The 24,057-nt window shown below is 59.8% G+C and carries 22 protein-coding genes and 1 pseudogene; 17 read left to right on the top strand and 6 right to left on the bottom strand.

The window, feature by feature from the left end; all coding sequences use genetic code 11:
- Positions 1-215 precede the first annotated feature (215 nt).
- The 3 genes and pseudogenes from scpB (at position 216) to AB7783_RS16600 (ending at position 4,358) form a co-directional block, all read left to right on the top strand.
- A pseudogene (gene scpB / locus AB7783_RS16610) lies at positions 216-782 on the top strand (SMC-Scp complex subunit ScpB).
- Between the two features lie 484 nt (positions 783-1,266).
- Positions 1,267-2,958: an alpha-amylase family protein gene (locus AB7783_RS16605; RefSeq protein ID WP_068738729.1), complete on the top strand. Its 1,692-nt coding sequence runs from the start codon at positions 1,267-1,269 to the stop codon at positions 2,956-2,958.
- Positions 2,959-3,191: 233 nt separating this feature from the next.
- Positions 3,192-4,358 (top strand): glycosyltransferase, encoded by a 1,167-nt coding sequence (locus AB7783_RS16600; RefSeq protein WP_441228170.1) that lies wholly within the window; start codon positions 3,192-3,194, stop codon positions 4,356-4,358.
- On the opposite strand, the gene AB7783_RS16595 is transcribed toward AB7783_RS16600, so the two are convergent.
- The 3 genes from AB7783_RS16595 to AB7783_RS16585 are packed head-to-tail and all read right to left on the bottom strand — an operon-like array spanning position 4,291 to position 6,739.
- Positions 4,291-4,866 (bottom strand): class I SAM-dependent methyltransferase, encoded by a 576-nt coding sequence (locus AB7783_RS16595; protein WP_439061875.1) that lies wholly within the window; start codon positions 4,864-4,866, stop codon positions 4,291-4,293. The two genes, AB7783_RS16600 and AB7783_RS16595, sit on opposite strands and share 68 nt — an antisense overlap.
- Positions 4,863-5,600 carry a PIG-L family deacetylase gene (locus AB7783_RS16590; RefSeq protein ID WP_120286792.1) on the bottom strand — a complete coding sequence of 246 codons (738 nt, stop codon included), beginning with the start codon at positions 5,598-5,600 and terminating at the stop codon, positions 4,863-4,865. Before AB7783_RS16590 ends, AB7783_RS16595 begins: the two co-directional genes overlap by 4 nt.
- On the bottom strand, positions 5,600-6,739 hold the full coding sequence (locus AB7783_RS16585) for an acyl-CoA dehydrogenase family protein (protein ID WP_439061873.1): 1,140 nt from the start codon (positions 6,737-6,739) through the stop codon (positions 5,600-5,602). The genes AB7783_RS16590 and AB7783_RS16585 overlap by 1 nt, the downstream gene beginning before the upstream one ends.
- Positions 6,740-6,832: 93 nt before the next feature.
- Between AB7783_RS16585 and AB7783_RS16580 the strand changes: the two genes are divergently transcribed.
- Positions 6,833-7,060, top strand: a complete 228-nt coding sequence (locus AB7783_RS16580; protein WP_068738721.1) for a hypothetical protein — start codon at positions 6,833-6,835, stop codon at positions 7,058-7,060.
- A 145-nt stretch (positions 7,061-7,205) separates the two neighbouring features.
- On the opposite strand, the gene AB7783_RS16575 is transcribed toward AB7783_RS16580, so the two are convergent.
- Together AB7783_RS16575 and AB7783_RS16570 are read right to left on the bottom strand one after the other, a co-directional pair.
- The gene (locus tag AB7783_RS16575; protein ID WP_120286791.1) at positions 7,206-7,415 is read right to left on the bottom strand and encodes a hypothetical protein; all 210 of its coding nucleotides are present in this window, start codon (positions 7,413-7,415) and stop codon (positions 7,206-7,208) included.
- A 966-nt stretch (positions 7,416-8,381) separates the two neighbouring features.
- On the bottom strand, positions 8,382-10,304 hold the full coding sequence (locus tag AB7783_RS16570; protein ID WP_441228973.1) for a PAS domain S-box protein: 1,923 nt from the start codon (positions 10,302-10,304) through the stop codon (positions 8,382-8,384).
- Positions 10,305-10,998: 694 nt separating this feature from the next.
- Between AB7783_RS16570 and AB7783_RS16565 the strand changes: the two genes are divergently transcribed.
- The 12 genes from AB7783_RS16565 (at position 10,999) to xth (ending at position 21,127) form a co-directional block, all read left to right on the top strand.
- Positions 10,999-11,223, top strand: a complete 225-nt coding sequence (locus tag AB7783_RS16565; protein WP_081422128.1) for a hypothetical protein — start codon at positions 10,999-11,001, stop codon at positions 11,221-11,223.
- A gap of 96 nt (positions 11,224-11,319) precedes the next feature.
- Positions 11,320-11,535: a hypothetical protein gene (locus AB7783_RS16560; protein WP_081422127.1), complete on the top strand. Its 216-nt coding sequence runs from the start codon at positions 11,320-11,322 to the stop codon at positions 11,533-11,535.
- A gap of 692 nt (positions 11,536-12,227) precedes the next feature.
- Positions 12,228-12,389: a DUF2934 domain-containing protein gene (locus AB7783_RS16555; RefSeq protein ID WP_439061872.1), complete on the top strand. Its 162-nt coding sequence runs from the start codon at positions 12,228-12,230 to the stop codon at positions 12,387-12,389.
- A 111-nt stretch (positions 12,390-12,500) separates the two neighbouring features.
- Positions 12,501-13,361, top strand: coding sequence for an SDR family oxidoreductase (locus tag AB7783_RS16550; RefSeq protein WP_068738716.1), 861 nt, complete (start codon positions 12,501-12,503; stop codon positions 13,359-13,361).
- Positions 13,362-13,423: 62 nt separating this feature from the next.
- A complete protein-coding gene (locus AB7783_RS16545; RefSeq protein ID WP_441228972.1) occupies positions 13,424-13,678 on the top strand; it encodes a SemiSWEET family sugar transporter in 255 nt (84 codons plus the stop codon).
- A 67-nt stretch (positions 13,679-13,745) separates the two neighbouring features.
- Positions 13,746-14,312, top strand: coding sequence for a phosphatase PAP2 family protein (locus AB7783_RS16540; protein ID WP_068738712.1), 567 nt, complete (start codon positions 13,746-13,748; stop codon positions 14,310-14,312).
- Positions 14,309-14,647 (top strand): DUF3147 family protein, encoded by a 339-nt coding sequence (locus AB7783_RS16535; protein ID WP_439059611.1) that lies wholly within the window; start codon positions 14,309-14,311, stop codon positions 14,645-14,647. The genes AB7783_RS16540 and AB7783_RS16535 overlap by 4 nt, the downstream gene beginning before the upstream one ends.
- A 433-nt stretch (positions 14,648-15,080) precedes the next feature.
- Positions 15,081-15,689: a cysteine hydrolase family protein gene (locus tag AB7783_RS16530; protein WP_441278239.1), complete on the top strand. Its 609-nt coding sequence runs from the start codon at positions 15,081-15,083 to the stop codon at positions 15,687-15,689.
- Positions 15,690-16,446: 757 nt separating this feature from the next.
- The gene (locus tag AB7783_RS16525; RefSeq protein ID WP_439061869.1) at positions 16,447-16,956 is read left to right on the top strand and encodes a (2Fe-2S)-binding protein; all 510 of its coding nucleotides are present in this window, start codon (positions 16,447-16,449) and stop codon (positions 16,954-16,956) included.
- Positions 16,953-17,966 carry an FAD binding domain-containing protein gene (locus tag AB7783_RS16520; protein ID WP_441278238.1) on the top strand — a complete coding sequence of 338 codons (1,014 nt, stop codon included), beginning with the start codon at positions 16,953-16,955 and terminating at the stop codon, positions 17,964-17,966. Before AB7783_RS16525 ends, AB7783_RS16520 begins: the two co-directional genes overlap by 4 nt.
- Before the next feature lie 20 nt (positions 17,967-17,986).
- Positions 17,987-20,242, top strand: coding sequence for a xanthine dehydrogenase family protein molybdopterin-binding subunit (locus AB7783_RS16515; protein WP_441278237.1), 2,256 nt, complete (start codon positions 17,987-17,989; stop codon positions 20,240-20,242).
- Between the two features lie 114 nt (positions 20,243-20,356).
- A complete protein-coding gene (xth, locus tag AB7783_RS16510) occupies positions 20,357-21,127 on the top strand; it encodes an exodeoxyribonuclease III (RefSeq protein WP_441278236.1) in 771 nt (256 codons plus the stop codon).
- Between the two features lie 9 nt (positions 21,128-21,136).
- Here the strand turns inward: xth and AB7783_RS16505 are convergent, their stop codons facing one another.
- Positions 21,137-21,559: a hypothetical protein gene (locus AB7783_RS16505; RefSeq protein ID WP_441278235.1), complete on the bottom strand. Its 423-nt coding sequence runs from the start codon at positions 21,557-21,559 to the stop codon at positions 21,137-21,139.
- Positions 21,560-21,666: 107 nt separating this feature from the next.
- On the opposite strand from AB7783_RS16505, the gene AB7783_RS16500 reads away from it, so the two are divergent.
- Positions 21,667-24,054: a PAS domain S-box protein gene (locus tag AB7783_RS16500; RefSeq protein WP_441278234.1), complete on the top strand. Its 2,388-nt coding sequence runs from the start codon at positions 21,667-21,669 to the stop codon at positions 24,052-24,054.
- Positions 24,055-24,057 lie beyond the last annotated feature (3 nt).

The following is a 24,057-nucleotide window of genomic DNA, read 5'->3' as shown; positions in this document are numbered from 1 at the left end:
CTTGCTGAGCGATGGTGCCCACGTCTACGTCGCCGGACCAGATGTCCATGTCTCGAGCAGGGCGGAAGGGCGATGGCGGGAGAGTTCGGGCGGGCATCACAGCGCCTTCGTGGCGTGCCGCTGTCCGGGCGGCGCTATAGAATGGGACGCCCAAAGCAAAAGTCAAACTGGACGACGCTGAGGGATCTGCGGCGAAGCTGCGCTGGCGCGAATGGATGGGCCGCGTCGAAGCGGTGGTCTCTGCCTAGCGCGAGCCGGTCAACCGCGCCATGCTGGCGCGGGTCGTCGGCCGCGGCTGCAATCTCGATCTGATCATCGACGACATCCAGGCCGAGCTGCGCGGCCGCCCCCATGAGCTCGTGCCGGTCGCCGGCGGCTGGCAGCACCGCACTCGCAAACAGTTTGCCGATGCGATCCGCACAGCGATCGGTGCGAGCGAGCAGGATAGCGCGCTGTCGGCGAGCGAGATGCAGGTGCTGCTGTGCATTGCCTATTACCAGCCGATCACCCGCGGCGAGCTTGGGCAGTTCTTTGGCAAGGAGATCAGCCGCGACGTGACCGGACAACTGCGGAGGCTCGGCCTGATCGGCTCCGGACCGCGGGCGCCGCGGCCCGGCGCGCTGCACACCTATCTGATGACGAAGACGTTCCTGGCGCAGTTCGGATTCGATACGCTGCGCGACCTATCGGACATGCAGGCGCTCAAGGACGCCAGGCTGCTCAGCAAGGATGAGCTGTTCGCAGGGGACATCCTGCCGGGTGAAGGGAGCGATGATGAGTAGCCTGATGAACTCCTCAAAAAGGTCGAGGGCACGGCGTGCATCCCAGGTTTTTTTGCCCGGTCGGCAATCTTTGCCGGCGCGCCGCGACGTCCCGGATCCCCGCTGGGCTGACAATGGGCCGATTATGCCGACCGTCGGAAACTCGTCGACTTCCGCGCCGTCCAGTCGCTAGCATTCTGTCATAGTCGACACTGACACCAAACGAAAACTCCGCTTTATTCGCACATGCTGTTTATAAGGATCGCTGTGTTGACGGGAACCATTGATAGCACCCGTAGTTTAATCGACTTCACCGCACGGCCAAACGTAATTGCGGCTCATGTAGGCGATGGATCTTTTCTTCGCGTCGAGCTCTCATGGTTCAGGACTTAAAACGGCGGTGCGATTTTGGACGTGTGCGCCATCGGCAAGCTCCAACGATTCCGCGTGACTCCCGGCTATCGACGCGACCCGGTCGCGACACAACCACGGACCAAAGGGCCACATGATCGACGACCTCTGGTACAAGAACGCCGTCTTCTACTGCCTCTCCGTAGGCAGTTTCATGGATGCTGATGGCGACGGTTGCGGCGACTTCAAGGGCCTGACGCGCCGGCTCGACTACATTCACGGCCTCGGCATCACCGCGATCTGGCTGATGCCCTTCCAGCCCTCGCCCGGCAAGGACGACGGCTACGACATCTCCGACTACTACGGCGTCGATCCGCGCTACGGCACGCTAGGCGACTTCGTCGAATTCACCCATGGCTGCCACCAGCGCGGCATCCGCGTCATCATCGACCTCGTGGTCAATCACACCTCGGACCAGCACGCCTGGTTCAAGGACGCGCGCAGCGCCAGGGATTCGCGCTATCGCGACTGGTATGTGTGGTCGGACAAGAAGCCGCCCAATGCCAACAAGGGTATGGTGTTTCCCGGCGTGCAGAAATCGACCTGGACGCATGACACGACCTCGAAGTCCTGGTTCTTCCACCGGTTCTATGACTTCCAGCCGGACCTCAACACATCCAATCCCTATGTGCAGGCCGAGATCCTGAAGATCATGGGGTTCTGGCTGCAGCTTGGCGTCTCCGGCTTCCGCATGGATGCGGTGCCCTTCGTGATTGCCACCAAGGGACCGAAGGTCAACAAGCCCACCGAACAATACGACATGCTGCGCGCCTTCCGCGAATTCCTGCAATGGCGCAAGGGCGACGCCATCATTCTCGCCGAAGCCAATGTGCTGCCGGAAACCGACATGGAATATTTCGGCAGCGACGGCGACCGCATGCAGATGATGTTCAACTTTCACGTCAACCAGAACCTGTTCTATGCGCTGGCCTCCGGCGACGTGCGCCCACTGGCTGCGGCGATGAAGGTGACCAAGCCACGCCCGGCGACGGCGCAATGGGGCCTGTTCCTGCGCAATCATGACGAACTCGATCTCGGCCGGCTGACCGAGGAGCAACGCCAGACGGTGTTCGCGAAATTCGGCCCGGACAAGGACATGCAGCTTTACGATCGCGGCATCCGACGTCGGCTGGCGCCAATGCTCGGCGGCGACCGACGCAGGCTCGAGCTTGCTTACAGTCTGATGTACACGCTGCCGGGTACGCCGGTGCTGCGCTATGGCGACGAGATCGCCATGGGTGATGATCTCACGCTGCCTGAACGCAACTGCGCGCGGACGCCGATGCAATGGTCGAACGAACCCCGTGCCGGCTTCACCAAGAGCGAGAAGTCAAAGAATCCTGTGATCGACAAGGGCCCCTACGGCTACAATCACGTCAATGTCGCCAAGCAGCGCCGCGATCCCAATTCGATGCTGAACTGGACCGAGCGCATGATCCGGATGCGCAAGGAGGTCCCCGAAATTGGCTGGGGCGACTTCACCATCATCGCCACGCGCAACCCTGCCGTGCTGGCGATCCGCTACGACTGGCGCAACAACTCCGTGCTGTTCGTGCATAATCTCGACGAACAGCCACGCGAAGTGTCATTTGCACTCGGCCTCGATGGCAAGCAGGGCGACCACCTGATCAATCTTCTGACGGAAGACCATAACCGCGCCGATGCCCAGGGCAAGCACCACCTGATGCTGGAAGCATATGCCTATCGCTGGTACCGCGTCGGCGGTCTAGATTATCTGCTCCGGCGCAGTGACATCGACAGTGATACGGATGCGCATCCGGCGTGAGGGTGCCTGCGCCCGGATCGCGGGACCAAGCCTGCGGCCATCAGCAAGTACGCCGACATCAGCGGAAGGCAGATGAAGAAGCTTCGCTCTAAAACCTGGAGAGCGATACGACCTGGAACATGGACAGGCCTTCGCGCCAGTCTCTTGATAGAGTAGCCGCTGCGGCCCAGCTGAGGGAACATGCATCGAACCTGGCGATTAGCAGGCGCACCTACGCCAGGACGCTCCGCCTTATGAATACGAACATCGAGCCTTTCGCGATCGTCACCATTCCGGCATGCAACGAAGCCGACCGGATCGAGCGGTGTATCGCTGCGCTGGCCGTCCAGCGCGACCGTTTCGGCGCGCCCCTTGCCGCGGACGCGTTCGAGATCCTGGTGTTCGCCAACAATTGCACTGACGGTACCTCGGGAGTCGCCAGACGTTTCGCCGACTCGGTCCCGCAGAGGGTGGTGGTCATAGAGGAGGAATTGCCGTCGGAGATGGCCAACGCCGGCTGGGCGCGGAAGCGTGCAATGGACCTTGCGGCCGACCGCCTCGATGCGCTCGGCCCGGGCGGCGTAATTATGAGCACGGATGCCGATAGCTGCGTCGGCCCCGCGTGGCTTTCGTCTAACCTCCATGAGTTGGCGAACGGTGTGGAGTGCGTGGCAGGCTACATCGATGCAGAACCGCTCGAGATCGTTTCGCTTGGACGGGATTTCCTGTCCCGCGGTAGGCTCGAAGATACTTACCTCAGCCTTGCCGCGGAAATCATCGCGCGCTGTGATCCGCGAGCCCATGATCCCTGGCCGAACCATCGTGTCTCTTCGGGCGCGAGCCTGGCCGTAACCGTGGCGGCCTATCGGGCCATCGGAGGACTTCCTGCACGCGCTCTCGGCGAAGACGTCGCCCTTACGGCTGCGTTGGACGAGGCGGGATTCAAAGTTCGTCACTCGCTCGACGTCGTCGTCCAGACGTCCTGTCGGATCTTGGGGCGGGCGCCTGGCGGAGCGGCCGACACCATGCAACGCCGGCTCGCCGATTTGAATGCTCCTTGCGACGACGATCTTGAGCCCGCCTTGCAGATCGCCCGTCGCGCCATGTACCGATCGCTTTTCCGCCGGGCGTGGCAGAGTGCGCTCGAAGACGGTCCGATGTCCGCCCGGTTGTGCATTCCCTCCGACTTCGTTCGTCACCTCCGTGCCGAGGAGGCGACGCTTCGTGAGGCATGGGAAGCCGTATCGGGCAGAAGTCCTGTTCTCACGGTTCACCGGACGCTACGCCCCTCGGAGCTGCCTCGGCAGATCGCGATCGCCAGAATGATCGTCGCAAGCCTGAGGGCCGCCGCAATCACGCGGACAGCCGCTCCAGGCGGTAGACTTCATCGCGAAGGATCCGGCGAGCCGGAACTCGCTTGACGACGGCGTAGGCGAAAGCGTCGCTGGCCTCCGTTCCCCTCAGCGGATAGTCAGTCTCGCCCAGCCAGTGGCAGAGGACGATCTCTCCGTCGGGAGCGAGGACCCTGCAGCAGTTTTCGGCCACCGAAAGGAGATCGGCCCGGCTGAAGTAGTACAGCACTTCAGACAGCACGATGAGGTCGAAGGCGCCGTCCGGGAATTCGGTCGGCAGCACACATTCCTCGAAGGCGACGTTCGGCGGCGCGTCCTTTCGCGCAGCTTCCAGCGCCGTGCGGGACGCGTCGATCGCCAGCAGTTCTCCGCCTCGCTGCGCGAGCCTTGCCGTCAGGACCCCGATCGAGCAGCCAACTTCGAGGATACGATCGTAATGGGCGCGCGTAAGAGCCGACAGAGTGCGGTCATATTTCTCCCGCTCGTAGGCGCTGGTTCGGAATCCCCAGGGGTCGATATCCTGCCGGTACCGTTCCTCGAAGTATGAAGCGGGCAAACTCTCTATGTGCCTCGTCATCGGGAGACCTCGTAAACGTACTCGTGCTCGCCAAGGAACGGCGCCAACGTCTCTTCGGTGAACCGGAAGCCCGTTGGATCGTCTTCGATAAGCGTGGACATCTGCGAAGCGTGGGCCGCGATAGCACGGTGCTTGAGATCACGTTCTCCAGCGATATCCAGCCGGTGGCCCCGCGGGAAGCCTGGGACATCGTCGTCCTGATCGAGGTGCCACCCCCAGATGGGGTAGGCCCAGAGCCTGACAGCTGGGTTGGCGACTCCGGCCGCCTTGGCGATGGCAGCGGCCGCCTGATGATCGCAATGCGGATCCCGATCCCACGTCACAAACAAGGCCTTTGCGCCCGTCTCCTGAAGAAGGTCGGACACGGCGCGGACCGCCGCGTCGAACTGGGGTCCCTCCAGAGGGGCTTGCGTGTCGGGGAGGTCGAGATGGCGTACGAACGCCGGATGGAGGCCCAGAATTTCGCCTGCCGCCCTGACTTCCGCCTTCCGGAGATCGACCAGTCGTTCCGGAGGGTACTGGACCGACCGGGGGTGCGAACCCGCACCATCGGTCAAAACCACGACGTGAACCTTCTGGCCTGCTTGGCAGGCCTGAGCGATCAGACCGCCAAGACCTAACGTCTCGTCGTCCGGGTGGGGCGAGAGAATTAAGAAGGGCGCACCCTCCGTCAGCGCCTCGCGCGAGATGATAGGAAGCGCCTTCGTCACTTCGAGATATTCCGAAACCTTCACTAAAAGTCTCCTGCCGACCGCGACGAACTCAGAAAGACCTGAGCCCCATCGCTCATGGCGCGGTCCGGCACCGGTTGCCGCAGATACGTCGCCAGGTCGCGGCAGATGCGCTCAACGTCGTGAGGACGCACAAACGCCCGAAGCCCGATGCCCCTCTGGACGGTCTCCATGACAGTCAGGGCGGATCGTTCGACAACCATCCGGGTGAGGTTGGCGAAAGCCACGATGCTTTCTGGATCATCTTCGACCGCCAGACGGCGCGCGGCGTCCTCCACCCAAAAGCGCGCCGTCGTCGCGTCGGCGACACAAGTCGCAAGGCGCTCGAGCTGATACGCGTCTTCGCCCCTTGCTGAGGAATTAAGGTGCTCTCGGAACAGGTCGACTAGCCGTTCCGTTGCGCCGGTATGGACGGCGCAGAAGCGCCATGCGCCGCCCGAGAAGTGCGGCTGTCGCATGAAGTCGCCGGGAGCGCCGATCCGCTCACGATCCGTGATGCGTCGCCCGGTGAAGTCGACCGTCCCGGTCGCCGTCGCGCGCATGCCTTGCGCCTGCCAGCTGGACGTGTCGTGCGCATATCCGATCTCGAGGTCGAGCAGGCACATCTGCTGCCCCTCCGGTGCTGATGCGGTAACCAGGGGACGCGTCACGAACCCGGCGCCCGACGCCAGGATCTTGCGGCCTTTGAGGACGTTGCCATCCCGCTCCGGGGTGATCCTCAGGCCCTGCGCGTCGTCGGCGCCCCATACTGCGGACAGCGCACCATCACGCACGCTTCCCGCGAGACCTTCGATCTGCGCTTGTGTTCCGTAACGGCAGACCAGCCCCACCGCGTTGACGTGGCCCTCAAATATACGGGCAAGCGAGAGGTCCGCTGCGCCGAGTAGACGCAGGATGGTGCAGAGTTCGGCGCCGAAGCGCGGGTCCCAGAGACTGCTGCCGCCGAGCTCATGAGGCAGTGGGCTCATGGCCAATCCGCTGAAGCGGAAGTCCGTCCAGACGTCCGGTGCGATGTCAGCAGTTCTGTCCGTATCAAAGGCGCGGCTTGAGAGCTTCGCGGCGAAGGCCTGCGCATTCTCCAGCAGCTTATGACGTTCGGAAGGGGCGAGAATGGCGGTGTCCTCACGACAGTTGGCGAGCATGCGATGAAGTCCGCAGCGCACCGATAGTTCCGATCTGCTGGAACGACTCCCAATCTTGGCGTTGTCCTCGGGCACTCCTTTTGGACGAACTATATGGCGACCATCGAGCTGCAGCCACACAACGAGAACTCCCAGACGTGGCTGCTCGTCTGGGCCGAGCGTCAGGAGATCGTCGGACGCGTCCGACGGGGGGAGGATGGGTGGTTCCATATCACCGCTCACGGACCGCACTGGAGCCCCATGAAGAGTTTCGCCGGCGACAAGTTCGACGACCCGTCCGAGGCTCTGAAGCAGGCTCAGGCGTATTTCGGAAACCGGTAGGGCACTGTCCTACAATAAGCAGATAGGACAAAGGCCACGTCGTCATGGGCGATGCGGCCTTTCTTTTTAAGCATTATCTAGTCGATCGTTCGAAGGACCAACCGCACATGCGAAGGGCCGTAGGCGCCAGCGGGCCGCGGCCATCCTAATGCGGTTTGAATAAACTCACGACGAAGTCGTCGCCGACAAGGCGAAACGACGCTAGGTCCGTTCCAGTCCGGTCCATTTCCTCGATTGGAATCCGTAATGGACCGCCGCCAAGCCGCTTCAACATGACGATCAGCAACTGATCTTTGAAACGATCGACGAGACCATCGCCGTTAAGTCTCGGATCACTTCCTAGTGCAGTCTTCATGAAACGCTCCGCGGCCGCTTAACGGCCTTTGCTGGTGAATCGTGGGCAAAGACGCTGCCTCCAAAGAGATCCAAGCGAGTCATCGCCCAGGCGCAAGCACGCCGGAAAAGGTCGTTAGATAGCCAAGGCTCAAGGCGCGGAGAGCTAGGCGACCTTGATCGTTGAGACTGCGAAAGCGAGTTCAAGCGTCCGGCGACTTCACTGTATGACCAAGTGAAAATTGTTAGCGTTGTTCCCAAGATGTACCGCTGACATTGGTCCATCCACCGAGCAGAGCCGCCTGCCATGCAAATTATTACTACTGCCGCGGCGGCAATCAGGCCGACAGCGTCAACGTCACCAAGATCCGAAGTCCCGCCCCATTAAGGCGATCCGCTGGGCCCGCTGGCGTCCCGTTGCCGACCGCCGGCCGCAAGATGAGCGCAACCGGGCAGGCCGTGAAGGAGGAAGCGAGGCCTAGTCCTTCGCCGCCTTTGCTAGGATAGCCCGTGCCTGCTCCAAAATCCGACGTGCAATTTCAAGCTTGGCCACCTGCTCGGCGTCTATCCCGGGGATTGTGGTTCCGTCCCTTGTGACCATGGCAAACACTTCCACGCTGATGAACGCGAAAACAGTTTGATCTTCAAAAGCACGTTCCAAAGCTGGCGCGAAACGGCGCCGCGGCCCTCAAGGACAACGAACAAGGCGGCAAGCAAGACGATCTGCAACGTGGAGTCTGACAGAAGGGACATGGCGCCCTTACTACGTTCATTTCGCAGATGCGTTCCAATCTAAATTGCGTTCTCAACATTCCGCATTTAGATAAAATTACGGCCACGCAATCGAAGGCATCGTCGCATCGCGAACCCATGAGGGACCTTCGCCTTGCTCCATCGGCTCTCGCCATGGCAGGCAAAGTGTCATAAGCCGATGAGGCTGACGCTAGTCAAGACAGGTGGGCGTAAGATCCGGTGCATTGTTTGTGGTTCAATTTAATAGAGCGCCCTTCGATCTTTGGTGAAGGGCTGTCTGTAAGGCACTACTCAGCTCATGAAGCTCGTAAGGTTTTCGCAACAGCAAAAATTCAGAGCCCAGTTTCCGCGCTGCCTCACTGTAGCCCGTTGCGAGAACGACGGGGATGTTCGGGTAATTCTGCCTAAGATGGCGGGCCAGGCCGAGACCATCCATTTTTCCAGGCATCACGACATCGCTGAAAACGAGGTCGATGCCGTCGTGCTCGATCTCGCGCAATGCGGACTCCGCGTCCGGTACGCATTTCACGCGATATCCCAACTCTTCCAGAAATACGGCGCTGGCGGTGGCAACATCCGGATTGTCTTCAACAAGAAGGACATTGCCGGCGCCTTTGGCCAGAACCTCTGCTTCGTGCGCACCTGCATGGCCTTCGCCACGCGGAAGCCGAATGGTGATTTCCGTACCAGCGCCGAGCTTGCTTTGGATTTCGACACGACCGCCGGCCTGGTTGGCAAAGCCATGCACCTGTGAGAGTCCCAATCCTGTTCCTTTGCCGACGGGTTTGGTCGTGAAAAACGGATCGAACACCTTCGCAATGACGTCCTCGGGAATACCTGCGCCGGTATCAGCCACCTTGATCTGCACGTACTCGCCTTTATCCTCTCCATCCCTGACCCGGTAATTTGCTGCCGTAATCGTCAAGGTGCCCCCGTCGGGCATGGCGTCACGAGAGTTGATGCTGAGATTGATGAGTGCAGTTTCGAGTTCGGTTGGATCCGCGAAGATTGGCCAAACTCCGGCCGGTACGGAGATTTCGAGCTTGATCGCGCTACCCAGAACGGTAGCCAAGACCTCGCGTACAGCTTGCACGGTCTCTTCAAGATTGAGCAGCGTCGGAGCGACTTGCTGACGCCGCGCAAACGTCAGCAACTGACGAGTAAGTGCCGCGCCGCGACGAACGCTTGCCTCAATCGCTCCTGCTGCCTCGATCACGCGGGGGACAATGGCATGCCGTTTGATCAGCCGAACGTTACCCGTGATTGCCATAAGGAGGTTGTTGAAGTCATGAGCCACTCCGCCCGTCAGCTGACCGAGCGCATCCATTTTCTGCGCTTCCGCCAGCTGCTTTTGCATACGTTCAAGCTGCTGTGCTGCTTGACGTCGCTCTGTGATGTCGCGCGTAATCTTGGCAAATCCGATCAGCTCGCCTGCGTCATTGCGGACGGGATCAATGACCACACTCGCCCAAAAGAACGTGCCGTCTTTGCGGACGCGTAAGCCTTCTTCTTCGTAACGGCCCTTTTCACGTGCAATGCTGAGAGCACGCGCTGGTTTTCCAGCGTCCCGGTCGCCGGGGGTATAAAAGCGCGAAAAGTGCTGACCGATAATCTCGTCAGGAAGATAGCCTTTGATCCGCTGACCGCCGAGGTTCCAGCTGGTGACATGACCTTCCGGATCAAGCATGTATAACGCATAGTCCGTGACATTGCTCACCAACAGGCGAAAAAGATTTTCGCTTTCGCTCAATGCGGAGCGGGCTTGCATCCGTTCGGTGATGTCCCGCGTGATCTTGGCAAAGCCGACAAGGACATCGTTTTCATAGATGGCGTCGATAACCACGGAGGCGAAAAACCGCGTACCGTCTTTCCGCATCCGCCAGCCTTCCGCTTCGAAGCGCTTATTCCGGCGTGCGGCCTCCAATGCGGTGGCGGGAAGTCCGGCTTCGCGATCCTCCGGCGGATAGAACACCGAGAAGTGCTGGCCCACGATTTCGTCGGCGCCATACCCTTTGATCGTCTCGGCGCCTGCATTCCAGTTTGATACGACGCCGTTGGGGTCGAGCAGATAAATCGCATAATCTGTGACGCCTTGAACGAGAAGTCGGAAGGCGCGTTCGCTTTCTAAAAGATCGCGGTCGTTTTTTGTTTTTGGCATCATTCACTTTCCGCGAACCAATCCCTCTGGTAGAGGCGATAACTGCCATCGTTTAGCGGCACGGGAGTCGCAGGTCAGAGTAGGCTCCCCCACATACGCGGCACAAGAACACTTTTACCGTCAGATTTGGAACCAAAGTTTGCTTTAAGGATTATCTCTGCCTTCTCAGATTAGCCGCTCGTTACGGCGATAAATTCAAATTTCTAGAAGAGGGCAAGGCGGCCGGCCGGAGGATCGCCTAAGCCGCGACCTTGTGCGGGCGCGGGCTCTGTCGGTGAGGATCAGGCTTGGGTCTGAGAACGGCGCTCAGTTCAGCTAGTTGGTCTGAAGGGCGGCCCGCTCGCAGTGCCTTTTGCTGCACGGACAAATCTGTTGTGCCGTCCCCAACGGGACGATTCGCCGTCGATAATCGCTGACTTGGTTTTTAAATGCCACGCGTCGGTTGCGATCTTCTTAAAGCGTCCCCGCCAGTCGTGAAGAAGTAAGGCGATGCTCCCTTGGCCCAACATTCTCGGCGCTGTAGCCCTGCCGTTGCTACCCGGCAGAGCGCTTATTCTGCGTGACGCCGGCTCGCGCGAACCGCCCGACCAGGTTTTCAAGGCGCAACGGGAATGATCTTGGACCGGGAAGAACCGTCTTGCCCGGAACAATACTCATAGTGAGTGCTTGTGCAACGACCCGATGAGGACGCGCCATGACCGATCAAGAGACGCCATGTGTAAGTGACCAATGGTCTGATCTGAAGGCCACCGTGGCGGATGGTGTCAAAGCCGTCGCATCAACAATAGGAGAAGCAATCGAGGAAGGCAAAAAGCCCGGAAAGCCGCTCGACATACTAAGCAAGCTTACGCGTGAAGCTCCGCTCGGTATGTTGTTGGCAGCATTTCTCATTGGCCGGGCACTGGCACGGCGGCAATGATTAGGCCGGTTGCCTTTTGAGATCGTCGAGCGTGACGCTTTTGGGAAACATGAATCTAGCAGTGGCTCGTGACCGACAGTTATTCCGGAGGACACTATGGGTTTAGCAACTTATGCCGTCATCGAATCTAACGATGGCTGGGGCGTTCTGCACGATGGAGACGTGGAAGGGAAATTCCTGACCAAAGAGTCTGCTTTCGAAGCAGCCGTGGCTGCAGCGTCTCTTGCGATCCGCCAGGGACACGAAGTCCATGTCAGCGCCCCGAGCAGCGAAGCCGGAAACAAGACAGCGCTTGGCGGTCCAACAAATTGACGGGGGCTCAAGCTGCGTGAAAGGATATGAATTGGGACGAGATGATGATGGCGCCGAAGTAAAGTCAGCGCGCAAAGCACGCGGCGCCGAGCCAGGGCCGTCGGTTCGCAACGTTTTAATTTGGAGCCTTGGCTTAGTTGTGGCCGCTTTTGCCGTTGTATATTTCCTGTTTTTCAAAACCTAGCCGACCGTCAGCTGGTGGCGACGTACCCGCTTGGAGACGCCGATCAGGTTGCCGCCTGTTACTTAGAAACGACTTACATTCCTTCCTCTTTTGAGGTTGAGCGTCCTGTTCGCATGGTGGCCGTTCCGATGGCCCTGCCATCGCTCCAAACGTGGCGGAGCTTTTGCTGTCATAGCCGTTGGTATGCAGTAGCCGGATGAACTCGTCCATCGAGGCATTAACTGTTGGTACGCTCGGCAGCTTCCGGTGTGAGGGTGCGGCCAAAAAGCCGGCTGATGGATTCGCGAAAAGCCATGCGAGTCCCCTTTTTTCGTGACAGCGCTTTGCTGCGCGGACGAGAGAAAGGTTCATTCGGGAGCGACAGTCCTAACGGAATATTCTTGGACGGGGAACTGGTCGCATAGTGGCGTCTTAAGCGCACAAGCAATTATAGCGATCGATGCGCTCGCCTGCATGACTGTACCAAAGCGATTCGCCGCCGCAATTATCCGTTTTTGAGGAGAGGCCGATGCCCCGATACTCTGAAGAACAGATCCGAGAGTACGCTCACAAACTTTGGGAAAGGGAAGGTCGCCCGGAAGGTAAGGCCGATGACTTCTGGCACCAGGCCAAAAGCGAGCTCGAAAGCGATGCGCCTGGCGACGAAGACCTGAAACCGATGCCAGAGTAGGAAAAAGCGCTGCCCAAGCGCCCCTTCGTCATTGGGCGGGCGATGTCGCCACCGGCGGAACGCTGCATCCAATCAAGCGTTTTCGATTGGCACTTATCTAGGAGCTGGTTCATGCCCCATTCTTATCCCGCGCCTCCGTTTGCTTCCCAGAAACAACCGATGCCCGGCCGAACGGAGGCCATGCAGCCTCGTCCCGATCATGGCGAGAGCAGCTACAAGGGGGGTGGTCGATTGCAGGGCATGAGAGCGGTAATTACCGGTGGCGACAGCGGGATCGGCCGCGCTGTCGCGTTGGCCTACGCACGCGAAGGTGCCGACGTCTTGATTTCTTATCTCGATGAGACCGAGGATGCCCTCGAAGCTAAAGCTTTAATCGAGCGCGAAGGCCGCAAGGCCATAATGGTCCCAGGTGACATCCAGCATCGGCGCCATTGCGACGTGATTATCGATAAGGCGGTAAGGGAATTGGGCGGGATCGACATCCTCGTTAACAACGCCGCGCATCAAGCGACCTTCAAGGACATCGGCGACATTTCCGATGACGAGTGGGATTTGACGTTTAGGACAAATATCTATGCAATGTTCTACCTGACAAGGGCCGCCGTGCCTCACATGAAGCCCGGAAGTGCGATCATCAATACCGCGTCGGTCAATTCGGATATGCCGAACCCCACCTTGCTGGCCTATGCAACGACGAAGGGGGCCATTCAGAATTTCACCGGCGGCTTGGCGCAGATGTTGGCCGATAAGGGCATCCGCGCAAACGCGGTGGCACCGGGACCGATTTGGACGCCGCTCATTCCATCCACTATGCCAGACGAAGCCGTTAGAAATTTCGGCAAGCAGACGCCGATGCAACGTCCCGGACAGCCCGCAGAGCTTGCAACCGCCTACGTGATGCTCGCAGATCCACTCTCAAGCTACGTTTCCGGGGCCACGATCGCCGTTACAGGCGGTAAACCGTTCATCTAAGCGGATCGGGCGTTTCGCTACCAAGCAGTGGGGTCTCATCGTTGTCCAGCATTTTGCCGTGGGTGGGAGGCCTCTCCGCTGTTCTGACTTCGCTGTCGTACCTTCCACAGGTCCGGAAAGCATTACCGCGGGGCTCGACCAACGATCTGTCGCTCAAGATGCTTGTGGTGCTGACATCGGGCCTCGGTCTCTGGATCGCATACGGTCTGCTCAAGGGCGACTGGATCATCGTTCTGGCGAATAGCATCGGCTGCGCTTTAACAGCGACCGTGCTCGGCTGTAAAATACGAGACATTCGCGGGGAGGACTCTGCATAGGGAGAGGAACCTGGCTGCATGATCAGGGTTTAGAGTGCCTGTTATCTAGGTGTCATACGGAGATGCCATGCGGCCAATAATGGTACCACCCACTCTCCTTGATCGCGAGGTCGCAGCAACCGCCGTTCGGCACGCACATGCCGCAAGCGAACAAGTGGCCGAAGCTCTGACGTGGGGCGCGGACGAGCATGTTCTCGTTGTTGCTGCAGCGGCCTTCTGGCTCCTGTCGCGTAGCGGCTCCCCCCGGAAGCGAACTGTCGGTACGCATTTTCTGGCGGCCTCGGTGGCCACGGCCGTTGTGCCGCATGCACTGAAGCATGTTTTCAATCAACGTCGACCGGATAGGCTCACGATTCTTGGCCATCTACACGGAGTACCGATCTCAGGCCGCCCGAATGATGCGTTCCCCTCGGGGCACGCGATGCATATGGGGGCTCTCGCGAGCGCAGCATCCTCATTCGATCGGCCGTATCGCGAGCTGACCTGGACGGCTGCGGTCGGTATCTCGCTGACGAGGATCTATGTTCTCGCGCACTGGACGAGCGATGTGGTCGCGGGCTTCGCCAGCGGATATCTGATTGATCGGCTATTGAGACGCTGGACCGGCTACGGCAATGGGACGACGACGCCATGACGGATTACGCCGTCCGATTTTTCGTTGGAGGGGCAGTCGTCTCGATATTCGCGCTGCTCGGAGACGTGTTACGGCCTAAGTCCTTCGCGGGACTCTTCGGCGCCGCGCCATCGGTGGCCCTGGTTTCGCTCGCGCTCGCAATCTCCAGGCACGGACCGGACTACGTCTCTACGCTGGCTGCTTCGATGATGGCCGGCGCGACCGCTCTTCTCGTGCTCAGCTTCGTGACGTGCCGTTTACTCAAACGCACGGGGTTGTCAGTTCTATCTGTTACCCTGCTCGGGTTTCCCCTGTGGCTGGTAGTCGCGTTTGGCCTCTATGGGATGGTGGGCTGAATGCTTGTTCGAGCCTCATTCTCGTCGTTGAGCGATGGTCGCTGGTACGAATACATCGTCCGGTTCCTGCTGGGCGGAGCATCGACTGCAATAACTGGCCTGATCGGCACACGTTGGGGTCCGGGCGTCGGAGGTCTGTTCCTGGCATTTCCAGCCATGCTCTGCGCCAGTGCCACGCTGGTCGAGGCGCACGAAAGGCGCCGCAAAAGGGAAATTGGCCTGCAGGGCAAGAGACGTGGTGAAGACGCCGCTGCGCTCGAGGCCGCTGGAGCGGCTCTGGGAAGCATGGGCCTCGTTGCGTTCGCTCTCACAGTCTTCCTCGTAAATGCCGCGGCTCCCTGGAGCAGCTTGGCGCTGGCAGCTCTGGTATGGGCGGCGACCGCAGGTTCTTGCTGGTGGACTTACAAGAGACTTCGCAGGACGTGGACCTGAGATGGGCGAGCTCCGATCAAGAATAGACACCAGTCGGGCAGTGCACTTGTGTCTGGACATGCAGAGGCTGTTCGGTCCCGAAGGGCCTTGGCCGACACCTTGGCTCGAACGTGTCATGCCGGCGGTGGAAAGCCTCGTCCAACGTGACCCGGCACGGACTGTCTTTACGCGCTTTATTCCCCCGGCGTCGCCCGAGCATGCAAATGGGATGTGGCAGAGCTACTTCCGAAAATGGCGGTTGGTCACGCGCGAACGTCTGGACCCACACCTCCTCGAGCTTATGCCGCCTTTGCAGCGACATGTCCCACCGGCGATTGTCTTCGACAAGTCTGCGTATTCTGCGTTCTCGAACGGAAGGCTTCACGATATTCTGCAAGACGGTAACGTCAATACCTTGATTGTGAGCGGCGCGGAGACTGACGTCTGCGTTCTCTCAACCATCTTGAGTGCTGTTGATCTGGGCTATCGCATCGTCGTTGCGCAAGATGCGATGTGCAGCTCAGCTGACGAAACTCACGATGCCTTACTTGGCTTGTACGCCCGGCGTTTCGACCTACAGATCGAACTGGCAGATTGTGCCGAGATCCTTGAAAGATGGTCGCGGGCTTGAATGCAGTCAGGGCTAGGCTGGGCGGGCGAAGTGTTTGGCGCGCGCCACCGGCGCGGGCGACCAAGACCCACAAAAAGGAGACCCCGATCATCGGGGTCTCCTTCTGGTTGGCATCACGCGCTAGTTGCCGCCGCCGGCACCACCACCTGCGCCACCACCACCACCACCGCCGCCCGAAGTGCGACCTTCGGCAGAGCTGTTAGACCCGGTAGTTCCAGTCGCTGCATTCGATCCACTAAGGGAGCTGGCATTGTTGCCAGTCTGCGATCCTGCAGCGTGCGGCGCCGCGTGTGGAGTGCTCGAGGTCGGGCGATCGACTGCCGTCCCCGTACTGGTAGTGCCTGGCTGTGTAACGCCGTTGCCTGCGGAATTGACCTGAGGCGCGCTCGGATTTGCACCGCTCTGTGCGAATGCGGCAGGAGCAGTCATCAGTGCCGCTGCCGCAACTGCTATCAACGTCTTCTTCATATCGTCCTCGTTCGTTGTCATGCCCCGAGCTGGATGAATTAACTTGCTCGCTTGTTGTTCCTGGCGGGAATCGCGCAACAGTGGAACAATACTCGCTTCTCCTTCACCCATTTGCCCGCGGCGGTTCCCCGACAGCATCCTGGCGGCCTTCCGACGGCGCGCGTGAGACGCCAGAAGCGGGAAGGTTGGCCTCGCCGATCGGTGCGGGCAAGCCGACCTGAGGGCGGAAGAAAACGGAACATCCTACGATTAGAATGGTTCTGATGGCGAACGCATAGCGAGGCGCCCCGTGAACCAGATCTCACATCATCCACAGATCCCAATTTTCCTGACGATCAACGGAACGTTGCACGAACTCAAAGTAGAGCCGTGGGTGACGCTGCTGGACCTGTTGCGCGAGCGCCTCTCGCTCACCGGGACTAAGAAGGGATGCGATCAGGGACAATGCGGCGCCTGTACCGTGCTCGTCGATGGCAAACGCGTCAATTCGTGCCTGGCACTCGCGGTGTCGCGCGACGGCGCCGAGATCACCACTATCGAAGGGCTGGCCGAGAATGGCGAACTGCATCCGCTGCAGGTCGCCTTCATCGAGCGCGACGCGTTTCAATGCGGCTACTGTACGCCTGGCCAAATTTGCTCAGCGGCGGGTCTGCTGGCGGAAGGCCACACCCGTAGTCGGGCCGAGATACGCGAGCATATGAGCGGCAATCTGTGCCGCTGCGGCGCCTATACCAATATCGCCGACGCGGTCGAGGACGTGCTGATGCCGCGCATCGCGGCGAAGGAGGCCGCCGAATGAACCGGTTCGAATATATCCGCCCGGCCACAGTGGCCGATGCCATCGCGGCGCTGAATGAACCTGCAGCGCGCGCGCTGGCGGGTGGCACCAATCTCGTCGACCTCATGAAATATGATGTGGCGCAGCCGTCGCGGCTGGTCGACATCAACCGGCTTCCGCTCAAATCGATCGAAATCACTCCCAGTGGAGCGCTGCGCATCGGCGCGCTGGTCACCAATACCGATCTGGCGTGGCATCGAGACGTTCGGGAAAAGTGGCCGATACTGTCAAGCGCCATTCTTGCCGGCGCATCGCCGCAATTGCGAAACGCAGCTACAGCCGGGGGAAACCTGATGCAGCGAACCCGCTGTTATTATTTTTATGATCCGTCGACAGCCTGCAACAAGCGACAGCCCGGAAGTGGCTGCTCCGCCATTGGCGGCGTCAATCGCATTCACGCCATTCTCGGCGCCAGCGATAGCTGCATTGCAGTCCATCCGTCGGACATGTGCGTCGCGATGGCTGCACTCGATGCATCCGTCGAAGTCGAGGGGCCGGACGGCAAGCGATCGATTCCGATGTCTGGTTTCCACCGCCTCCCCGGCGGAGAGCCCGAACGCGACAACACGCTGAAGGGCGGCGAGCTCATTACATCGATCATTATCCCCAAGCCCGACTTCGGTGCCCATCACACCTATCTCAAGATCCGGGACCGGCTCTCCTATGCCTTCGCGCTGATCTCCGTCGCCGCCGCGCTGCGTGTGGAGGAGGGCATCATCCAGGACGTCCGGATCGCGCTCGGCGGGGTCGCGCATAAGCCGTGGCGGGATTTTGACGCAGAAAGATCGCTGAAAGGCGAGCGAGTCGGGACCCAGAGCTTTAAGCAGGTCGCTGATTTCATTCTTCGTGATGCGAAGGGGGAGGGCGACAACGACTTCAAGATCGAGCTTGCTCGCCGCGCTATCGTTCGTGCGCTGGAGCAGGCGGCTGCGGGCACACCGCAGGATCAGGCCGACAAATCGATTCACTAGAAAGTTAACGGGACCATCGCATGTCAGTTGGTGAAATCACGCATATCGGACGTCCGACCAACCGGGTCGACGGTAAACTGAAGGTGACCGGCCAAGCGCACTACGCGGCGGAGTATCCTGCTGACGATCTGCTCTATGGCTACATCGTTGGTAGTACGATCGCCGCTGGACGGATCGCGGCGATGGACTTGGATGCAGCAAGGCAGTTTCCAGGCGTCGTCGAAATCTTCACGCACGAAAATCGCAGCAAGGCGGCATGGCTTGATCGTAGCTGGCGGGACGAAGTCGCGCCTCCTGGCCATCCGTTCCGGCCGCTGAATTCGGACCGTATCCTGTTTGACGGTCAGCCGGTCGCGTTGATTGTCGCCGAAACGTTCGAGGCCGCGCGCGATGCGGCCTCCCTGGTTCGCATTGCCTATGATGTCGATGCGCATTGTACCGAGCTTGAGGCGAAGCGGGCAGAGGCCTATGTGCCTCCGAAGAAGCGTAGCGGTATTCCGCCGCCACCGGACCCGCGCGGCGATGCCGAGCAGGCGTTTCAAAATGCGCCCGTCAAGATCAGCCGCGATTACCGGATCAATGCCGAGCACCACAATCCGATGGAGATGTTCGCCACCACCTGCGTGTTCGAGGGCGACGGCAAGCTGACGATCTATGACAAGACGCAGGGTTCCCAGAATGCGCAGGGCTATGTCACCTCAGTGTTCGGCCTGCGCAGCAAGGATGTCCGCCTGGTCAATCAATATGTGGGCGGGGCATTCGGCGCCGGCTTGCGGCCGCAGCACCAATTGTTCTTCGCCGTCATGGCCAGTCTCGCACTCGAACGCTCGGTGCGGGTGTCGCTGACGCGTGCTCAGATGTTTCATATCGGCTACCGGCCGGACAGTTACCACACCGTCTCGCTCGCCGCCGATCGCGATGGGCGGCTGCAGTCGATCATGCATGATGCCGTTGCCTCGACCTCCCGTTACGAGGATTATCAGGAGGCTGTCGTCAATTGGTCGGGCATGATGTATCACTGCGACAACGTCAAGCTGACCTATCAGCTTGCCAAGCTCGATACGGCCACGCCGTGTGACATGCGCGCACCCGGCGCAGCCATCGGCGTGACAGCGCTCGAATGCGCGCTCGATGAACTTTCATACGAACTCGGTATCGGTCCGCTCGAAATTCGGCGGATCAATTTCGCCTCGAAGGACGAAAACACCAACAAGCAGTTCACATCCAAGGCGCTTCTGGAATGCTACAGCGAGGGCGCTGCGGCATTTGGATGGGAGAAGCGAAGCCCCAAGCCGCGTGCCATGAAGGAGGGTCGCGAGCTGATTGGATGGGGCGTCTCAACGGGAATGTGGGACGCCTTCCTGCAGAAGGCCCAGGCCACTGCGACTCTCAAGGTGGACGGGACGCTGGAGGTGGCAACGGCGGCGTCCGATATTGGCACTGGGACCTGGACAATCCTGACGCAGATCGGCGCCGAAGCGTTCGGATTACCACTCGAAGACGTTCAGGCCAGGATCGGCGATTCGACTCTGCCGATGTCGCCGGTCGAAGGAGGTTCGTGGACCGCAGCGTCGAACGGCTCGGCAGTTCAGGCCGCATGTGAGGCGGTCAAGCATTCTCTGTTCAAGCAAGCCAGGAAGATGGCCAATTCGCCTCTTGCGGATGCAAGTTTCGAAGAAGTCGAGGTTCGGGATCGACGCATCTTCCGGAAGGATGATCCGGCGCGCGGGCTTTCCGTTTTCGAAGTCATGCACGCCGCCGAACTCACGGAAATCACCGAGCAGGGCAAAGTCAGCCCGAACCTGCGGCAGATGCTGAAATATATCAGCTACACGAATTCCGCCGTGTTCGCGGAAGTGCGCGTGGATGAAGATCTGGGGGTCGTTCGCGTGACGCGCGTCGTGTGCGCGGCGGCGGCGGGCAAGATCCTTAATCCCAAGACGGCCCGCAGCCAGATCCTAGGCGGTGTGGTGATGGGAATCGGCATGGCGCTTCACGAGGAAGCCATGACGGATCATCGCCTCGGCAAGATTATGAATGCCAATCTCGGCGAATATCACGTTCCGGCCCATGCCGACATCGAGGATATTGAAGTAATCTTCGTCGATGAAAAGGACGACAAGGTCAGCCCTCTTGGCGTCAAGGGCCTGGGCGAGATCGGCATCGTGGGAACCGCGTCTGCCGTCGCTAATGCGATCTTTCACGCAACTGGTGCGCGGGTGCGTGATTTTCCCATCACGATTGACAAGATTTTGAATGCTCCACGACCGTCCTGAGTTCGTCTCGTACAGACCCAACGGTGGCATACGCCGATGGAGCTCCACGGCTTTGGAGCCCGGGCCGCTGCATGACTGAGCTAAATGTCCGTAAGCCTCGGATCGGGAGAGCGCGTGAAGATTGCGACCTTCAACGTGAACAACATTAACAAGCGACTGCCCAATCTGCTGGCGTGGTTGAAATCGTCCAAGCCGGATGTGGCCTGTCTTCAGGAGTTGAAGGCCGCCAATTCCGAATTCCCGGAAAGTGCGTTGCGTAAGGCGGGCTATTTTGCCGAGTGGGTTGGGCAGAAGACTTGGAATGGCGTCGCAATCCTCGCTAGAGAATCCAAGATCGTGGTAACGCGCAGGCGGTTGCCTGGTGACGAGAGCGACGAGCAAAGCCGATACATCGAGGCTGCCGTCGACGGCGTTCTCGTTGGCTGCGTCTACGCACCCAACGGCAATCCGCAGCCGGGACCGAAGTTCGATTACAAGCTCACCTGGCTGAAGCGTCTGAACGTCCACGCCGGCAAGCTGCTCAAGTCCGGTGCTCCTGCCGTTATCGCCGGCGACTTCAACATCGTGCCAACGCCCTTCGACATCTACCCGACCAAGTCGTGGGACAAGGATGCGCTCGTGCAGCCGGAAAGTAGGGCGGCGTTCGGCAAGCTCCTCAAGAAAGGGTGGATCGATGCACTGCGCGAACAGCATCCGGATGAGCCGATGTATACGTTCTGGTCGTATTGGCGGAACCGCTACGAGCGTGACGCTGGCCTTCGCATTGACCATCTGCTTCTCAGTCCTGCGCTGAGCCCGCGGCTTGCGCAGGCCGGTGTCGACCGAAAGGTGCGCGGCAAGCTGGATCCAAGCGACCATGCTCCAGCGTGGATAGTGCTGAAGTAGCGCTACGCCTTACTTTTTTGCTTTCCGATCGACCCGGACGTCGCGGAATTCCTCGGGCCCTTTGAGCAGGCGCCGCTTCCGACTGGCCTGATCGTCCGCACTGGCGCCCTTGTCCGTCAGCTTGTCGATTGCGCCGGCGGCCATCTCACTGGCACGGGCTCTATGAGCGACGTTCTTTCTGCGAGACGGTTTAACGGTAAGGCCCAGTTCGACAAGGCGGCGCACAGCTTCTGAGAGTTTCGGAGCGTCCGGCTGAAACTCGGCCCAATGAACAATCCTGCCGCGTAGTTCGTCTGCGGCGCGAAAGCCGAGCATTGGCGTTCGGCCGGTCGCAGGTCGGCCTTTTGATTTTTGCTTTGCTACTGTCGTTTTCTTCATAAGATAATGTTTAGCATAAATGCCAAACCGCGAGAAGTTGGAACTCTGCGTCATGTTATTGAGTTGCGATCTCCGAGGGCACGCTGTTTTAGCGGACTTTCCCCCTGCGCCTTGCTAAACAGTGTGAGAGCGGCCGACCGCCGCATGATGGCGAGGAAGCCGTGGCGAAAGAACTGACAGCGTCCGAACAGGCCCTGCGCGATCGGGAAAGCGAACTCGCGGAGGTCCAACGGATCGCGAAAGTCGGCGGTGTGATCGTCGACCTGCGCGATGGATTTCAGAACCGACGATCACCTGAATATCTCGCCATACACGGGTTACCCCCTGAAGCTGCAAACGAGACACATGAAGACTGGGTCGCCAGGCTTCATCCGGACGACCGGGAGCGCGCTGAGCGGCAATTTCTGGACCTTCTGAAAAGCGATGCGGAACGTTATTCTTCGGAGTATCGCATCATTCGGCCCAGCGACGGGGAAATTCGCTGGATCGTAGCAGAGGCGCGTATCGAGCGTGATCCAGAAGGCCGACCGCTGCGGATGATCGGCGCTCATATCGATATCACGGAACGTGCGATCGCCAGAGAGGCGCTACGCGAGAGTGAAGAGCGGTTCCGATTGATCGCCGACAGTGCGCCAGTCCCGATGTGGGTGACACGTCTTGATCGGACGCGGTCCTTCGCAAACAAAGCCTACATGGAATTTCTTGGCCTTGAATATGAAGAAGCGTTGGCTTTCGATTGGAGGACCATCCTTCACCCGGACGATATGGCGCGCGTCGTGCGCGAGAGCATTGCAGGTGAGGCATCCCTAAAGCCGTTCGTGCTGGAAAGCAGATATCGACGTGCGGATGGCGTGTGGCGTTGGGTCAGATCCGAATCGCAACCCCGATGGGACCCGGCGGGTAAGCATATCGGCTTTATTGGGGTTGCCCACGACATCACGATTGCAAAAGAAGCAGAGATCGAACTGCGTGGGTTGAATGAGGTGCTTGAACGGCGGGTTGAAGAGCGAACCGCGCAACTTCATACCCACGAGGCTCATTTACGAGCCATTTTGGAGACGACCAACCAGTATCAGGGATTGCTCGCGCTCGATGGTACGCTCGTTTTCGCCAATGCGGTCGCACTTGCCGCCATCGCGGTCGAAGCGAAGACAGTGCTCGGGATGCCGTTCTGGGATACGCCCTGGTTTGCTGCGACGCCCCGTATGCCCGAACGAGTTCTCAGCGCGTTTAAAACCGCACTGAGCGGCGATGCGTGGCGCGCCGAAGTTCAATTGAACCTATCCGGCGCGGGGCGGCATCTCGACCTCGCCATGCGCCCAGTATTTGGAAGTGGAGGTAGGATTACAGCCGTCTTGGCAGAGGCCGTCGATGTGACCGAGCGTCGCCGGAACGAGGACGCTCTGCGCCAGGCTCAGAAGATGGAGGCGGTCGGACAACTCACCGGAGGCGTGGCGCACGACTTCAATAATCTCCTGACGATTATCAGGTCAGCCACAGATTTTCTTCGTCGGCGCGATCTTCCCGAGGAGAGACGAGGGCGGTATATCGACGCGATTTCCGATACAGTTGACCGTGCGGCCAAGCTGACCGGACAGTTGCTTGCATTCGCTCGCCGACAGCCGCTTGCTCCGCGCGTCTTCAATGTTTGTACGCAGGTCGCGAGCGTGGCGAATCTGATCCGACCACTGGTCGGCGGCCGAATTCAGATTGATCTGGAAGTTCAGACTGCCGACCAGTTCGCCATGGCCGATATAACGCAGTTCGAAACCGCGTTGGTCAATCTCGCTGTTAATGCACGCGACGCCATGAACGGCGAAGGGCGCCTCGTCATTGGTGTCGCGGCAGTGGGTTCGATCCCGGGGATGCGTTCTCATCCTTTGAGGGAGGGCGACTTCATCGCGGTTTCCGTAACTGACTCTGGCGTCGGCATAGCTAGCGAGTACCTGGATGCGATCTTCGAACCATTTTTCACGACCAAGGACGTGGGAAAAGGAACGGGCCTCGGCTTGAGTCAGGCCTTCGGGTTCGCCAAACAGACGGGCGGCGAGATCGGCGTCAGCAGCACGCTTGGAGCGGGCGCGACGTTCACAATTTATCTGCCGCGGGCCGAAACTGGCGCCGAAGTCGAAAGCAGCGCGCCGCCATTAGCAAGCGCAGCGACAAGCGGGCGGGGGCACCGCGTTCTTGTTGTCGAGGATAATACGGATGTCGGGGGATTCTCGACAGAGCTTCTGCAGGATCTCGGATACGCAACCGACTGGGTGACGTCAGCTTCCGCGGCACTGGACGTTCTAGCCAAGGATGAATTCGCATTCGACCTCGTGTTTTCGGACGTCATCATGCCCGGCATGAACGGGGTGGAGATGGCCACGATTATCCGCGACCAATACCCTGGATTGCCGGTCGTTCTGACAAGTGGCTACAGCCACGTTCTAGCCGAAAACGCCCATACAGGCTTTGAACTCATCCAGAAGCCGTATTCGGTTGAGCTTTTGTCGCGCACGCTGCGCAAGGCGATCACTGATCGACGGACTGAATCGGCTTAGCGC

It is taken from the genome of Tardiphaga sp. 172_B4_N1_3 (assembly GCF_052076035.1).
GTDB classification, from domain to species: domain Bacteria; phylum Pseudomonadota; class Alphaproteobacteria; order Rhizobiales; family Xanthobacteraceae; genus Tardiphaga; species Tardiphaga robiniae.
The sequence above is the reverse complement of the archived record's forward strand: the minus strand, read 5'-3'. Positions and strand labels throughout refer to the sequence as shown.